15 protein-coding genes and 1 tRNA gene are annotated in these 14,921 nt (G+C 58.2%); 8 read left to right on the top strand and 8 right to left on the bottom strand.

Annotated features, from left to right (window positions below; translation table 11 throughout):
- Window positions 1-3: 3 nt before the first annotated feature.
- Window positions 4-1,251, bottom strand: coding sequence for a Zn-dependent hydrolase (locus VJU77_08260; protein ID HKP03345.1), 1,248 nt, complete (start codon window positions 1,249-1,251; stop codon window positions 4-6).
- Window positions 1,252-1,390: 139 nt separating this feature from the next.
- Between VJU77_08260 and VJU77_08255 the strand changes: the two genes are divergently transcribed.
- Together VJU77_08255 and VJU77_08250 are read left to right on the top strand one after the other, a co-directional pair.
- The gene (locus VJU77_08255; protein ID HKP03344.1) at window positions 1,391-1,615 is read left to right on the top strand and encodes a hypothetical protein; all 225 of its coding nucleotides are present in this window, start codon (window positions 1,391-1,393) and stop codon (window positions 1,613-1,615) included.
- A gap of 55 nt (window positions 1,616-1,670) precedes the next feature.
- Complete coding sequence (locus VJU77_08250; GenBank protein ID HKP03343.1) at window positions 1,671-3,233, top strand: trypsin-like peptidase domain-containing protein; 1,563 nt, start codon at window positions 1,671-1,673, stop codon at window positions 3,231-3,233.
- A gap of 61 nt (window positions 3,234-3,294) precedes the next feature.
- On the opposite strand, the gene VJU77_08245 is transcribed toward VJU77_08250, so the two are convergent.
- Entirely contained in the window at window positions 3,295-3,474 is a 180-nt protein-coding gene (locus VJU77_08245; protein ID HKP03342.1) for a hypothetical protein, read from the bottom strand.
- 202 nt (window positions 3,475-3,676) lie between these two features.
- On the opposite strand from VJU77_08245, the gene VJU77_08240 reads away from it, so the two are divergent.
- Window positions 3,677-3,844, top strand: a complete 168-nt coding sequence (locus VJU77_08240) for a hypothetical protein (GenBank protein HKP03341.1) — start codon at window positions 3,677-3,679, stop codon at window positions 3,842-3,844.
- A gap of 162 nt (window positions 3,845-4,006) precedes the next feature.
- Window positions 4,007-4,402, top strand: a complete 396-nt coding sequence (locus tag VJU77_08235) for a hypothetical protein (GenBank protein HKP03340.1) — start codon at window positions 4,007-4,009, stop codon at window positions 4,400-4,402.
- A 92-nt stretch (window positions 4,403-4,494) separates the two neighbouring features.
- Here the strand turns inward: VJU77_08235 and VJU77_08230 are convergent, their stop codons facing one another.
- Complete coding sequence (locus VJU77_08230) at window positions 4,495-4,872, bottom strand: hypothetical protein (protein ID HKP03339.1); 378 nt, start codon at window positions 4,870-4,872, stop codon at window positions 4,495-4,497.
- A 186-nt stretch (window positions 4,873-5,058) separates the two neighbouring features.
- On the opposite strand from VJU77_08230, the gene VJU77_08225 reads away from it, so the two are divergent.
- From VJU77_08225 to VJU77_08210, 4 genes are all read left to right on the top strand, one after another.
- Window positions 5,059-5,131: transfer RNA gene (locus tag VJU77_08225), tRNA-Ile, on the top strand.
- 203 nt (window positions 5,132-5,334) lie between these two features.
- Complete coding sequence (locus tag VJU77_08220; GenBank protein ID HKP03338.1) at window positions 5,335-5,901, top strand: polymer-forming cytoskeletal protein; 567 nt, start codon at window positions 5,335-5,337, stop codon at window positions 5,899-5,901.
- Window positions 5,902-5,992: 91 nt separating this feature from the next.
- Window positions 5,993-6,787, top strand: a complete 795-nt coding sequence (locus VJU77_08215) for a polymer-forming cytoskeletal protein (protein ID HKP03337.1) — start codon at window positions 5,993-5,995, stop codon at window positions 6,785-6,787.
- A gap of 10 nt (window positions 6,788-6,797) precedes the next feature.
- Window positions 6,798-7,217, top strand: a complete 420-nt coding sequence (locus tag VJU77_08210; GenBank protein HKP03336.1) for a DUF5069 domain-containing protein — start codon at window positions 6,798-6,800, stop codon at window positions 7,215-7,217.
- 75 nt (window positions 7,218-7,292) lie between these two features.
- Here the strand turns inward: VJU77_08210 and VJU77_08205 are convergent, their stop codons facing one another.
- The 5 genes from VJU77_08205 to VJU77_08185 form a co-directional block, all read right to left on the bottom strand.
- A complete protein-coding gene (locus VJU77_08205; GenBank protein HKP03335.1) occupies window positions 7,293-8,042 on the bottom strand; it encodes a nucleotidyltransferase family protein in 750 nt (249 codons plus the stop codon).
- 50 nt (window positions 8,043-8,092) lie between these two features.
- Entirely contained in the window at window positions 8,093-10,873 is a 2,781-nt protein-coding gene (gene glnD, locus VJU77_08200; GenBank protein ID HKP03334.1) for a [protein-PII] uridylyltransferase, read from the bottom strand.
- 89 nt (window positions 10,874-10,962) lie between these two features.
- Window positions 10,963-12,357 (bottom strand): sigma-54 dependent transcriptional regulator, encoded by a 1,395-nt coding sequence (locus tag VJU77_08195; GenBank protein ID HKP03333.1) that lies wholly within the window; start codon window positions 12,355-12,357, stop codon window positions 10,963-10,965.
- A 110-nt stretch (window positions 12,358-12,467) separates the two neighbouring features.
- Complete coding sequence (locus VJU77_08190; protein ID HKP03332.1) at window positions 12,468-13,175, bottom strand: ATP-binding protein; 708 nt, start codon at window positions 13,173-13,175, stop codon at window positions 12,468-12,470.
- Between the two features lie 78 nt (window positions 13,176-13,253).
- A complete protein-coding gene (locus VJU77_08185) occupies window positions 13,254-14,831 on the bottom strand; it encodes a glucose-6-phosphate isomerase (protein HKP03331.1) in 1,578 nt (525 codons plus the stop codon).
- Window positions 14,832-14,921 lie beyond the last annotated feature (90 nt).

The raw sequence follows: 14,921 nt of genomic DNA, 5'->3' as shown, positions 1-14,921 counted from the left end.
GGACTATGGAACGCCAATGGATTCGATCCACCTGATTGCTTTCTCGGCGAGCTTGTCGAAAGCGATGATTGCTAACTCGAGGTGCTCCTCTTTCGTGTCCTCGATTTTGTTGTGGCTGATGCCGTGGAGGCTTTGGATGAACATCATGATGGTGGGAATCCCGGTGCGGGCGACCTCGGAGGCGTCGTGAAGCGGGCCAGAAGGGAGACGATGCGGAGTGGCTCCGACGTCGCTAATCGCTTCGTCACAGAGCGAGATGAGGTCATCGTTGAAGAGAATTGGCTCGATTTGCCAAATGCGGTTCCAGGAAACGGTAACGTTGCCTTCCCTGGCGAAACGTTCGCTGGCTTCTTTCGCTTCGCTTAACATCCGGGCGAGGGCGTCGGCGTCGAGATGCCGTTGGTCGAGCGTGAGGCGGCATTCTTCGACGACGCTGGTGGGGAATCCGGGTCGGGTCGTGCATGAACCAATGGTGCAGACGCCGCCGAGCCGGTCGGTGATGCGATAAATTTCCGGACTCATCTTTGCGGCGGCGAGGAAGGCATCGCGGCGGCGATTCATCGGGGTGGCGCCGGCATGGGTGGCCTGGCCGTGAAAGGTGACGGCCTGGCGCTCGACGCCAAATGTTCCAATCACGGTTCCGAGGGGAAGACCCAAATCGAGCAGAACAGGGCCTTGTTCGATGTGGAGCTCAAGATAAGCGGCCGCGTTCGTGAGTTCTTTTCGGCAGTCTTTTACTCGCTCGAAATCGATCCCGTTTTCGGCGAGCGCTGCGGGCAGGGTGATGCCATCCTTGTCGCGGAGCTCGCGCGCTTCATCCAAGTCGAGATGACCGGAACAGGCGGAAGAACCGAAGAGGCTTTTGCCGAAACGCGCTCCTTCTTCATCGGCCCAGTCCACCAGGCGGACGGTCACCGGCGGCTTCCCGCCGTATTGCGCAGCGATGCGCCGGAGAATTTCGACGCCGGCCAGGGTATCGAGGCTGCCATCGAGCCAGCCGCCATTGGGCACGGAGTCGATGTGGCCGCCGATGAGAAGCGCTTTCTCAGATTCGCCGGGAAGGGTCGCCCAAAGATTGCCAGCTTCGTCGATGTGAACCTCCGGAGAAATTTCCTCGAGTTTTTGCCGGAGCCACGCGCGGGCTTTTGCCCAGAGGGGAGTAAACGCGATCCGCTGGGACCCGTTTTCGTCGCTCGTCAGCTGCCGAAGTTCCTTAAGTTCTGCAATAACGCGCTCCGGTGCCGTCTTCATTTGCAAAATGAGCATAGGCAACCGGCCCGGGAATCACAATGAACAGGAGATTGCGATTTGGATTTACCAATTCAGGGCTGTCGTCTAAACGACTCTTATCCCGGCACGAGGGCGTGCCGGCTCCATCAGAGATATCACCATGACTGACCGCAACTACGTCGAAGGGAAAAAGCCGGACCGCGAGATCCCGCCGGACTCCATCGGAAAACTCGAGCCCGCGAAGGGTGACGAGGAAGCCGCTGGCCGCACGAGCCCGTTCTGGGTGAAGTGCTGGAACTGCCACCAATTCCTGACGCGGCCGTTGTCCCCGCCCCAGCAGCAGGCCTACACCTGTGCGAATTGCGGCGCGGTGAACATGATTTAGGCGCTCGTCGCATATTTCGTTGCAGGAAACGTGTCGCCTTGGCTAGAAAGGCGACATGGAGATCTGGGTCCATCGCAACGGAGAGTACGCCGGCCGTTTTACCGAGTCAGTCATTCGCGGTAAGATCGCGGACGGCAGCCTGAGCGAAAACGATCTCGCCTGGGACCAGGAGAAAGCGCTGTGGAAACCGCTCCGCGAATTCCTGGCTTCATTGGCGGCGGCAAAGGTCGAGCCGGTGAGCAGCACCCCCAGCGATGCCGTAAAAGAAGTGCCGCCAGCATCTTCGGCGGCGCCGGTCGAGGCGAAGCCCGCCGAAGTGCGGCGTTCGGGTCCACCGCCGCTCCCGTCCATGCCGGTGGCCGAGGCGGCGCCAGCGCCAGTTCGCGCGGTCGTTCCGCCGGCCTTGCCAACCGTTTTTCCGGCAACGCCAACCGCGACCGCCGCCGCGCATGAGGTGCCGGAGGGCGAAAAGATTTGGAACCCGTACGTCGCGATCCTCGGCAGCATCTTTCTCTCGCCGGCGTTCGGAGGATTCATCATCTGGCGAAACTGGCTGCGCATGAATCGCCGCCGCCGCGCGATGGTGGCGGCGCCGTGGTTCTGGATAGGCTTCGTCGTCATCGGACTGTTGTTTTACTCACGAGACCGGCTCGTCTGGGTGATTTGGGCCGCGTATCTCGTGGCTTGGATCGCGTTCTCCGCTTACCCGCAAATCCGATACGTCCATACGACGTTTAAGAGAGAGCGGTTGATGTCTGGGTTGCCCCTGTTGGCCGCTCTCTTTCTTACCCTGTTCGGCGGCGTGGCCTATTGGCTTTCCAAGCCGGACACGAGCACGATCCCGACGCTCGCGCCCGGTCCCACGGTGCAACAGCCGCCGGTTGTCGCACCCGTCGTCTCGCAAACTACCGATCACGTTTATTCGGCCGACGAGTTGCGCGACATGTATAAATCCTCCGTTCTCGAAGTGCGCGCGACCTGGAAAGAAAAGAAGGCGTTGAATATCAAAAAGGACAACGGCGCCAACGGCACCGGCGTGCTGATTTATAACGACGCCGAGTATGGCCTCGTCGCCACCAACTGGCACGTTGTCGATCCAGGCGAGAACATGACGGGCGATTACAAGTGCGGGGTTCGTTTTGCCCACGACAAGGATTTTGCCGATGTCGAGGTGGTGGCGAGGGCGAAGAACGAAGTCGATCTCGCCTTGCTGTTGGTTCGGCTGGAAGGGAAATGGACGCCGAACCAGTTTCCGGTTCGTTTCCTGGACCACATCAAGGAAGGCGAATGCTGCATCGCCATCGGGAACGCGCTCGGCGAAGGGTTGAGCATCACGTCGGGAATCGTATCGCGTTTCGACAAGATAAAGGATCAGACCCTGATCCGGACTTCCACGCCGGTGAGTCCCGGAAACAGCGGCGGGCCCTTGATTCTCTGCCGGGGCGGCTCGCTCGGCGGCATCGTGACGTTGCAATCGCGGATCACGAACGTGCAGAACGTGAACTTCGCGACGCCGGCGCAATACATTTTCGACAAGGACATCTGGGAATTCGAGAGCGGGCAGGACAAGGCCCAGCAGTTACTCGACACCGCCATCAGGCAGGCGCCCAAGAAGTAAGGTGGTTGACGGAAAACGGCGGGGACTCCTGTCCGGCGGTCATCTTGACGGCTTTAAGCCGTCAAGATTTTGCTGCGCTGGCAGGGACGGTGCGCTGCGCCGTCCGCAAGCGGAATGCGCCGCCGAAAGATTCGGCTCTTTGGTCGTCGCGTCCCCAAAAGCCGGTGATCAGCCAGCCCTTGATCACAATTTGCCCTATCAAAGGAATGAACACGCAGACGCCGGCCAGGAGCGTATTCATCATCCACTTTGGGCTTTTGAAATGATCGCTGACGGAAGCGGTGTAATTCATTTTAGCGAACCCGCGAGCTGCTCGGAAACGGGGTGCGCGGATGGTTGCCAACCGCGTTCCGTGTCAATCGCAAACAGATAAGGAAACGCTTTTGGCGGATCATCTCGCGCCTTCCCCTTGCGCGCGACCATGACCCATCCAGATTGCAATCGTGCACAAAGACAAACCACCCGGGATCTTTGATCTGACCGAGCGGTCGATGAGATATGCGGCTGGGTTTAGCTTTGTCGTCGGATTTGTTCTCAGCGTCATCGTCCGGGTCATCGTTGTCCTGACCACCGAGAATCCTGCGCAATCAAATCCGTGGTGGGGGCCGTAACGGTTGGCCTCTGGTGTAGCGGCGGGTACCGGGAAAAAATGTTACCAAAAAAGGAGGAGCTTCGGTTTGCCTTTTCCTGCGAATAAGAGGATATGTTTCGGCCAATCGCGATCGCCCCGTCCGAGATTCTCCCCGGAACGGAACGCAAATTATTAATCCGATATGATCCGAAAAATTTTCTTCGTTATCGCCCTCAGCAGCATCGCCTCGCTGGTCACCCTGCACGCGGAGCCGCCGGCAAAAAAGAAAAAGTCCCATAACACAAAAACCTCAGCAGCTTCCAACGTGACTCCCGCGGCCCCCTTGGTCGCAGGCTGGACACTGACGAACGGTACCTGGGTGCACTCCGATGGGTACAAATACGTCAATGGTTCGGTGATCCGGACCGGAACGCAGACCCACAAACCTCCGCCGAAGCCACCCACGCAGGCTCAGCTGGACTCGGTGAAGAAGAAATCGGCGCCTCCAACCCCAGCTGACTCTGCTGCAACGAAAGCGGCCGAACGTGAGCGCAATCTTGCGCCGCGTCCTGCGCCGCAAACCGGAACGCATCTGTAGAGCGCAGTCCGGCCGGAACAATTTGTCCGTGCTTTACTCAGGCGGGGGTCATTCTCCGGCAATCGCTATCGTGTGAAGGCGGAACTTCCGGGTCAGAGCCCCGTGTTGTCTACCTCCCAGTAATCACCGGAATCGGTCATGCCCTCTTTATAGGCGACTGCCATGAAATACGACAACTGACCATTCCCAACTCCCAGGGGCCCGTAATACACCTGGCAATTAATCGGCGTCGAGCCGTTGTGTGTCGGGTAAGGGGGAGGGCCATACGGCCACAGGCTCCTTGTATAAAAGATTATTGCTCCGCTGGTTGCGGTGGTTATCGAGAGATAAATAGTATTTGGATGGTGACCGGTCTGCGTAAACTCCGGTATCTCGACCTGGTCCGCCAGGACGGAGGAAGTAGGGAATGCAATCAGCGTGAGCGCTGTGAGCGACGCACCAATGGTGCGCCAAATGGATTTTGGTTTCATGATCATTGATTCTTTCTTGTGGGGTTTTATCTGCCCTTGCCGCTCTTTACTGGGGCCCCTGAACAGAGCGGCCCTCTACTGATTAATTACGAGGCTTGCCTAGCAGAGTTCTCGGTGGGGTTGCGTCCGGTAGCCACATTCGCGATTGGTGATCAGCCCCGGTCATGATTTATTCGAGGCCGACGAGGGCCTATAGCTCAGCGGTTAGAGCAGGGGACTCATAATCCCTTGGTCCCAGGTTCGAATCCTGGTGGGCCCAGCCTTCGCTTTGGCGCCCTGGCGGCAAAACGGGGCTGCCACGCCGGAGTCCCGCGCCTGCGGGACGAAGGCGGGCTGGTATTCTTTTAGGTGGCCCGAAAACGATCTCGCGAACTCGTTTCGCCGAATAATTTCTCCGAAAAAGGGAGGATTTCCTCGCTAATCAATTGACAGAGACATCCGGTATTACCATAATGCCGCCCGATGCTGAAGAAATTCATTCCGCAAAAGCCCATGTCGTCGATCGGAGAAGGATCGTTAAGCGCGGGCACTGAGGAGAACAACGGGCTCGCGCAACGCGAAGAACAAAGGGCAGCATCACCAACAATCGATCCAAAAAAATATATGGCTGAACATTCTGGCAAAGACATTCTCTCAAGCGACGTCGAGATCAAAGGCTCGATTAAATTTCAAAAGGAACTCCTCATCGACGGCAAAGTGGAAGGCGAAATCAATTCGGATGGCGTCCTGACCATCGGTGAAAACGCGAACATCCAGGGCGAAATCAAAACGAAGTCGATCACCGTTTACGGCAAGGTCCAGGGCAACATTACGGTGGGTGAGCGTTGCGAGCTCAAATCGCGTTGCACGCTCCAGGGCGACCTGAAAGCCGCGCGCCTCGTCATCGAGGAAGGCGCTACTTTCATCGGAAAATCCGAGGTCACCAGCAGCGGCGCCAGCAAGGCGTCCACTCCTCCGGCGCGGCCAGAGATTGTCCGGAACGAAGAGCCGGCAGCTCCGGCAAAGTCGGCCTTTGGCGCACGAGTCTAAAGCAGCAGCCACCCTCCGCCAAGCGCCAACCGTGGCAAAGCCGTCTCCTGCAAAAGTCAGTGTGGAGTGTCCACACTGTGGCTTTAAGCAGATGGAGTATGCGGCGGCCAAGAGCACGATGTGCCGCCAGTGCGGCTCACATTTCGCGCCGGCCAGCCCCAAACAGGAGATAAGGCTCCGTCCCAAGGAGGAACCCGTCGAGGCCGCGGCCGCCTCTGATTCTTCGCTCTTCCACAAGATCGAGGGCTTCTGGAACAAGCATCACAATTCGGAAATCGAATGTTTCGAGTGCAAGGCGAAACAGGAGATCAGCTCCGCCGCCAGCTCGACCTTTTGCCCGAAGTGCAGCACGCACATCGACCTGCGCAATTATAAGGTCACGACGAGTTTCAGCCGCTCGATCAAAACCCAGGGCGAAATCCATATCACGGCCAAGGGCGATCTCAGCAGCACCGGCGTGACCTGTCGCTCGGCGCTGATCGAAGGGAAGATGCGCGGCAACATGAATTGCATCGGCACGGCCACGATCGATTTCGTCGGCAAGATTCCCGGGCGGCTGACGGCGCAACATGTTTTGATCGAGCGCAAATCCGACGTCCATTTCTTTCGTCGCATTCGCGTAAAGAGCATTGAGATTCGCGGCCGGATGACCGGGGAAATCATCGCGGAAGGAACGGTTGTCATTCACCGCAACGCGCTTCTGGATGGGAACGTCACCGCGAGATCGATCTCCGTGGAAAAGGGTGGAATTTTCAGCGGCCAATTGATTATCGGCAGCGCGGGACTCACCCAGGCGGAGTTGCTTCCCGAGACCAGCTCGCCCGCCACCGCGGCGCCGGAAGAGCCCGAGCCGGTGGCAGTGCCGCACCCTGTGCCCGCGACCTAGCTCGGGCTGAATGCAAAAACTGCGTCCACGCAGTCCCTACGATCGGCTCGGCGGTTATGTGCATTTGCCGCGTCTGATCGACAAAGCCAGGCTCCATCGCAAGGGGTTGCTCGACGGTTACAACTACAAGACCGTCGGCTTCGACAAGCACTTGCTCGCCTTCCTTAAGATAAAGGGGGATGCCTTCGAAGAAATCGCGAACGAGCTCGACGACGACGAGAAGATTCTCGAGTGGGTGAAAAAGAATGGCGCGAAGCATTCGGCGGAGGCCATCGAGCATTGGAACGAGACGATGATGGCGCGCCATCCCGACACCGCGGAAAAGAAAGCGCGGTTCATCCATTTCCTGAAAGAATCCGGCGGCGCTGGGCGCAAGGATATCAAGACCTACTTCGACCTCATCGAGTTTGATGAGGGACGGTTGAAGTAAGGGTTGGTAGGGACGCCGCGCTGCGGCGTCCGGCGGGTGGACGCTAGGAACGGCGGACGGCGCAGCGCGCCGTCCCTACCGAAACTTGGCGAAGATCTGGTTCGCCTCTTCCAGCGTGTCCTTGCTCCCGATATCGAACCAGGTGCCTTTGATCTGGAATGTCTTCACCGGTTTCCGCTGGTAAAGCCATTGAATGAACCGGCCCGGCTGATCCGGATTGTTCCCGGCGGCGATGTAAGTCGTGAAGAGCGGGACGACGTCACGGGCAAAATAATAGAGGGCGATACCCGCCATCGTGTTCTTCGGTTCCGGCGGCTTTTCTTCGAACTCCGTGATCACGCCCTCACCATCGGTCGTGATGCTCGCGTATTTCTTCATCGCTTCGAGGTCGCCGACGTCGTACGTCGCCAACATCGCTTCCGAGTTTTTCGCGGCCGCGGCAAATTCCGCCAACGATTCGCTGAAAAGATTATCGCCTGCGACAACGATCAGGTCGTCGCTCGCCAAATCGTGGCGACTCACCGCGAGGCAAATATCGCCGATCGCGCCCAGCTTATCGTCGTCGCTCGTCGATCCATCGTCGATGATCTGGATGTCGAAGCGCGGTTTCTTTTGGCTATAGCTCTCGGCCCAGCTTCGGAAGTCTTTCACGAATTTGTGGTTGGTGACGACATAGACGCGCTCCAGTTCCGAAATCGGTGCGAGGTTATCCAAGACCCAATCGATCATTGGTTTCCCGGCGACCTCGAGAAGCGGTTTCGCCTTGTTTTGAGTCAATGGATAGAGGCGGGTGGCGTAACCGGCGGCAAGAATCAGGGCATTCATCGGCAGAGAAACGGGAAACTAAACGGAAAGAGGACCCCGGCTAGCGGGATTTATGTTCCTTTTGCCAAAGCGGTTTTGCCGACAGCCGCCCGCTGGAGTCGTTCCAGCAGGGCGGCGATCCGGGACGAATCGGTGATCTTGCCGCGCGTTACCCGGTCCGCGACGTAAAAGGTATCGATCGCCGCGCCTTTTTCGGTGCTGATCCGGGAAAGGGCGATCGAAACGTGTTCTTCCCCAAAGGCCGAGACCAACTCATAAAGCAACCCAAGCCGGTCGGGGGTCTGGATTTGAACCAGCGTGTAAGCGGGGTGGGTTTTGCTTTCGATGGTAATGCGCGTCGGGAAATCCATGCCCGGTCCGCCGCGTTTCGGAATTCTGCCGCGGGCTTGATCAAGCAGCGGAGCGAAGTCGAAATTCGCGTCCGCCACCGCCTGGCGCAAAACCGATTCCACCTGGGCCTGGTCCCTCCGGTCGGTCACGGCTTGAAATTTCGGATCGCAAACCCGAAAGATGTCGAGCACCACGTTATCGCCGCGAGTGTAAATATCCGCGCTGAGAATATTGAGCGGAACGACGGCAAACGAACCCGCGATCTTGGCGAGGAGCTCCTGGCCATCCCAGGTGCAAAAGGTGGCGATGCTGTGCCCCTGCTGCGGAAAGGCCTGCCAGGCCACCGCCGGCGCCAGAGGAGGCTCGTCGCGGAGATAAAGGCTTTCCAAAAAGTGGCGGAAAAGTTTCAGGTGGGAGGTGATCTCCTCGACTTCAAAGGCGCGGAAGTAATTGTCCGGCATGAACTCGAAATGCGCCTCGATCTCCTCGGCGTATTCGTCGCCCAATTTTTCCGTGAGATTCCTCTGCAACCGTTCCCGCTCGATCTTGGTTTGTTCGTAAAAGGTCTCCTGGTCGGAAAGATATTGCGAAGTGGCGTGATAAAGATGCCAGACGAGCGTTTCCTTCCAGTCCGACCAGGCGTCCGCGCTGGTGCCCTGCCCATCGGCGAGAGTGAGAAGCATTAACGCGTCGAGATTTTTCTGGTCCCGCACGATCCCGGCAAATTCCACCGCCGTCTCCGGGTCATCGAGGTTTCTTTGCTGGGCCATGTTCGAGAGGGTGAGGTGATGATCGACCAGCAGGACGAGGCTGCGCCGTTGAGCCGAAGAAAGCCGAAAACGCACCGAGACGCCCTGGGCAAAGAGCGCGCTGGCCTCGGAATGCGGGCGGGCCTGGACCCCCCGGCCGGTGTCGTGCAAAAGCAGCGCCAGGTAAAGGACAAACGGGTCTTCTAATTTTTGAAATAATTGCCGGTAGGCCCGGAGCTTCGGATTCTCGGTCTGGATGACCTGATCGAGCTTGTCGATGCAGACCAGGGTGTGTTCGTCTGCTGTGTAGCGATGAAAGAACTCGTGTTGCACCAGGCAGGTGAGCTGACCGAACTCCGGGACGTATCGACCCAGAAAATCCACGCGATGCATCATGCGCAAGACCCGGCCGACTTCGCCTTTGCGCGACATGATCGCCTTGAACATTTCCTGGGGGCCGCGGTCATTTCGATAATTGCCGGTAACGAGCCCGAGATTTCGGGTAAAAAGATCGGAGAGATCCGGGCTGAGATCGAGGTGGCGTTCCTGGGCAATCCGGAACACCTCCATCATGGCGGGCGGGTTCTTCTCGAAAACGTCTAAATGCTGCGCGAAGAGCTGGCCCTGGTGAATGCGAAAATGGCCCAGCCGTTCCGGCCGGGTTTTGAGGCGGGGCAAAAAGCTGAAGAGCGAGCGCGTTGTCCGGGAGGAGCGTCCGCTCGCGAACAGTTCCGTGATTCGTTCCGTCACCCGAAAAATGTTTCGAGTGTGCTCGTAGTAATCCTTCATCAAGGCTTCGTTCCGGAGCGAGCCTCGCTTTTGCGGATAACGGAGCCGCTGCGCGATCTGGTCCTGGATGGTGAAGTGGAGCGTGTCCGTGGCGCGGCCGGTCGCGTAGTGCAGATCAGTGCGAAGGCGAAGAAGAAAATCGTAGGCGGCTTCGATCCGGCGCCGGTCCGGCTCGCTGAGCCAATCCTTGCCGACAAGGTGAGTCGTGGTCAGCGCGCCCTCCTTGAAATAGCTCATCCAAAGAAGATTTTGATAGTCACGCAAACCGCCGCAGCCGCTCTTGATGTTCGGCTCCTGCACGTAAACGCTGTTGCCGAATTTAGCGTGCCGGGTGGCCTGGTCTTGCATGCGCAACTCGACGTATTCCCGTTCGTGACCCCGCACGCAGTTCGCTCGAAAGGCGGCGCGAAACTTTCGGACCAGCTCCGGGGTCCCGGCGAGCAGCCGCGATTCAAGCATCGCGGTTTTGGTCAGCATATCCGTGTTCGCCAGTTGGATCGCCTCGGGAATGGAGCGAGTCGAGTGCCCGACCTTGAAGCCGACGTCCCAGAGGAGGTAAAGGATTTGTTCGACCACATGTTCGACGTAGGGAGAAATTCCGCCGCGCTTGTTGCCGTGGAGAAACATGATGTCCACGTCGCTGAAGGGATTGAGCTCGCGACGGCCATAACCGCCGAGGGCCATGACCGTGAGCGGGCGAGGGGACGCCCCCTTGGCTTTTTCGGCAAAGTTCACCGCCGCGGCAAAAATATGGCGCAACAAAACATCGATAAGTTCGACCCGAAGCCCGCAAATTTCCCGGCCACCGCCTCCGTATTGATGGCGCAAGCGAAGGCGATGCTCCTCGATCTTCAGGAATTTCTGGTAGAGCGGGAGCGATTCAGGGGGCCGCATCGTCCGGACGCGGGCCAGCTCACGCTCGGCATGCGCCAGGACTTTTCCGAGATGGCGAGAAGCGGGCACTTCAGATTGTAGATTTCAGATTGCAGAATGTCGATTGCGCCAGCGGACTTCGGCTCAATCTGAATTCTACAATCTGAAATCTGCAATGCTCACAGCTCGATCGCGTAGCGCTTCATCTTGTTGTAAAGCGTCGGACGCTGGATGCCGAGAATCTGGGCGGCCTTCTTCTTGTTTCCGTGGCATTGGGCCAGGGCCTGGATAATGGCGTTGCGCTCGAGATCGTCGAGATTCTGCCCGCCACTCACACCATTGCTGTGTCGCTCCGCCTGCTGAAGCGCCGCCGGCAACTGGACCTCCGCGGGTAATTCTTTCACGGTGATCTTCTCCTTGCGGGCGAGAACCACGGCGTATTCCATCGCGTTTTGCAATTCCCGCACGTTTCCCGGCCAGGCGTAATCGAGCAGCTTTTGGAACGCTTCGGGCGCGATCTCCGGCTCAGGCTTGTTCAATTCCCGGGCGAATTGTTTCAAAAAGTTGGAGACCAGGGGCGGAATATCTTCCTTTCGTTCGCGCAAAGGCGGGATCTCGATCTGGAAGGTGTTCAGGCGATAATAGAGATCCGACCGCAAACGATTCTCCGCCAGCGCACTCGCAATCGGGCGGTTCGTGGCCGCGATCACCCGGAAATCCGCTTTTACCGTTTTCGTGCTGCCGAGGGAACGGTACTCCCGTTCCTGGAGCACGCGGAGAAAACGAGTCTGTAATTCCGCCGGCATTTCGGAAATCTCGTCGAGAAACAGGGTGCTGCCGGCTGCCGCCGCAATCATCCCCGGAAAATCGTTCGTCGCGCCGGTGAAGGCGCCTTTCACGTAGCCGAAGAGTTCCGATTCGATCATGGCCTGGGGAAAAGCCGCACAGTTCAGTTTGATCATCAGTTTGTCGGCGCGACGGCTGCGACTGTGGATGAAATTCGCGATCACTTCCTTGCCCACGCCGCTCTCGCCGGTAATGAGGACGTTCGCTTCCGAAGGCGCCATCGCGTCGATCAATTCCTCGATCTCCTGCATCGATTTGCTCTTCATCACCGGCGCCAGGCGGGTCTCCGCAATTTCGAGCCGCTTCTCCAGCTGTTTCGTTTTTTTCCGAAGCTGTTCGGTCTCGCGGAGCAGCGATTGTTTCTCGAGAGCCTTTTCGATCAGGCTGAGGAGCTCCTCGGGCGCGTACGGCTTGCTGATAAAATGGTAGGCGCCGCGTTTGATCGATTCGATGGCGTTATTAAGCGAATCGTGGGCGGTGAGGATAATCACCTGCGTGTCGGGGTATTCGCTTTTTACCTGCTCCAGCGTCTCCAAACCATCGGCATCGGGCAGCTGCAGATCGAGCAATAGAACCGCGGGAGGATTTTCCTTTAGCGCGCGCATCCCGAAGGAAGCGTTGGCAGCTGTCTGCGTCTGGTAACCGTGGCGGCCGAGAAGGGCCTCGAGAGTGAGGAGAATCGGACGCTCGTCGTCGATGATCAGAATGCGTCGATTTTCAGCGGTCATGGATTGGCGGCGTCGGGGTCGTCATTGTCAGGGCGGGAAACATAAACAGGAAGAGCAATCGACGTGCGCACACATGTTTTCATTCACGGAAATTGCGGATCGCTCGTTGGCTATTGGCCGGCCGGAAGCGAGACCGTGCTAACCAGGGAGGAAGCCGTCGGATCAAATCGTGCCGTCAGTTGTCCATGGTGGGCCTCGACGATGACCCGGGTGCGATGAAGACCGAGCCCATAATGGCCCTGGCCGATCGTGCGAAACGGTTCCCGGCCCCAGTTTTCGGTCGGCCGCTGGAAGCTGCGTTTCGGTTCGCGGATGGTGAGGACGAAACGACCGTTTTCCTCGCGCGCTTCCACGGCGATGGCGCCATCCGCTGGGTCGTGTCGAAAGGCATTCGCGAACAACTCGATGACGGCGGGCAACAGGAATTGGGGATCGATTTGGAGCTCCGTCTTTTCCGCGGCCACGCTCCATTCAATTCTTGCGCTGTGGTCGGGATACGTGGCGTCCAGCTTTTGGCGCAGATCCTCGATGAACTCCCCGGCGTGGTAGGATATCGGATTAAGCTTCACCTGGCCCAGCGCGGTGGTAACGCCCTGGAGATGCAGGCTGAGTTGCGCAATCATTCCGCGCAGGCGTTTGACCTCTTCTTTGACTTCGTCGTTCTCCGCGATCTCAATCAAATACGTCGATTGCAATTCTGCGGCGTTCAAGTCGTTACGGAGATCGTGCGCCAGTTGGCGGATGAATCGGACGACGTCCGGCATCGCCACTTGGAGGTCGGAGCCGGGAGCTGGATTTGATTCCACGGATTCAGCCATGGCAAAACGGAAACGAAACGTAGCAAAGCCGACGAGCAGCGCCAACAAACAACAATATTATGGTGTGGATGGCCTCTCCTATGGGGTACGGGAAAACTTCTGATCGGCAATTGCAGTCCCGCCGGAAACATGAATGGCCGGGTCGTTTGCCACGAGGTGCCGGAGGATGTGAAAGACATCTTCCGCATCAGCGTCCAGCTCACCGGCGATTTCTTCCGCCGTCTTCCCGGACCCGCTGCTTAAACTCTTTTCGACGCGACTCTGGAGTTGGAGCACCCGAGTCGCCGCTTTTTTCCCGGCTTCAACTCCCGGCTGATGGTAGGCGTTGATATTGACCAGCGTGGCATAAAAGCCGACCGCCCGCTCGTACAGGGCAATCAGCGCGCCGACCGTAAAAGCGCTTACTTCGGGGATTGAGATTGTGATCGATTCGCGGTCATTTTCGTAAAGGGCGGCGCGGGTCCCGCGCAAAAATCCCTGGAGGTAATCACCGCTGGTGACGCCCTTCTCCACTTCGAACCGGGGCGTCGCCCGATCCTTCCGGACCTCGATAAACGTAACGAAGAAATTCAGCACGCCATCGCGCAGCTGCTGCACGTAAGCGTGCTGATCGGTCGAACCTTTGTTCCCGTATACGGCAATCCCCTGGTGGACGACCTTGCCGTCGAGATCCTTTTCCTTGCCTAGCGACTCCATCACCAGTTGTTGCAGGTATTTGCTGAACAACATGAGCCGGTCCTTGTAAGGCAGGACCACCATATCCTTTTCGCCGCGGCCATTTCCTGCGTAATGCCACATCAAGGCCAGGAGCATGGCGGCGTTTTGAGCGGCATCGGCCACGCGAGTTTTCGCGTCCATAGCCGCAGCGCCACCAAGAAAGGCATCGATATCGAAGCCTTCGAGAGCGGCCGGCACCAAACCCACCGCGCTCATGATCGAGGTCCGGCCGCCGACCCAGTCATGCATTGGAAAACGCGCCAGCCATCCGTTCGCCTTGGCGTGGTCGTCGAGCTCGCTGCCAATCCCGGTGACGGCGACCGCATGCTTGCCGAAATCGAGTCCCGCCTTCTCGTAGAACGCCCCGGCCTCAAGCATCCCATTGCGAGTCTCCTTGGTACCGCCGGATTTTGAGATGGCCACCGTGAGGGTGTGGGCCACGTGGTGACCAATGCGACTGAAGACACGATCAAACCCATCCGGATCCGTGTTATCGAGAAAATGGATGTTCATCGGATCCGTCATTTCACCCAGGGCGTCGGCCAGGAATTGCGGGCCGAGAGCGGAGCCGCCGATACCGACTAACAAAACATGTTTGAACCGGTCGCTTTTTTGCGGGGCGATCTTCCCCGCGTGGATGTCGGTGGCGAATTGCTTTATGCGCGCGTTCGTTTCCTCGATATCGGTTCGGAGCTCTGGCGTCGGAGCGAGTTTTGCATCTCGCAGCCAATAGTGGCCGACCATTCGTTGCTCATCCGGGTTCGCGATCGCGCCGGCCTCGAGTTCCCGCATCGCGGCAAACGCTTTTTCCACCCGGGGCTGGATTCTGGAAAAAAAGTCATCGGCGAAACGCATGCGGCTGATGTCGATGGAGATATCGAGATCGTCGTAACGCAAAAAGTACTTTTGGAAACGCGGCCAAAGAGATGACGAAGCCATGCCGATCTTCTAACAGAAAGGGAAAGGCGAGTGGAACACGATTGTTCCCGCTGAAGACGCCTTGAGGCGAGCGAGAGCCTGCGTTTTTGG

The sequence above is a fragment of the Chthoniobacterales bacterium genome, assembly GCA_035274845.1.
GTDB lineage: Bacteria > Verrucomicrobiota > Verrucomicrobiia > Chthoniobacterales > UBA10450 > AV80.
This window is presented reverse-complemented; position numbering and strand designations above follow the sequence as displayed.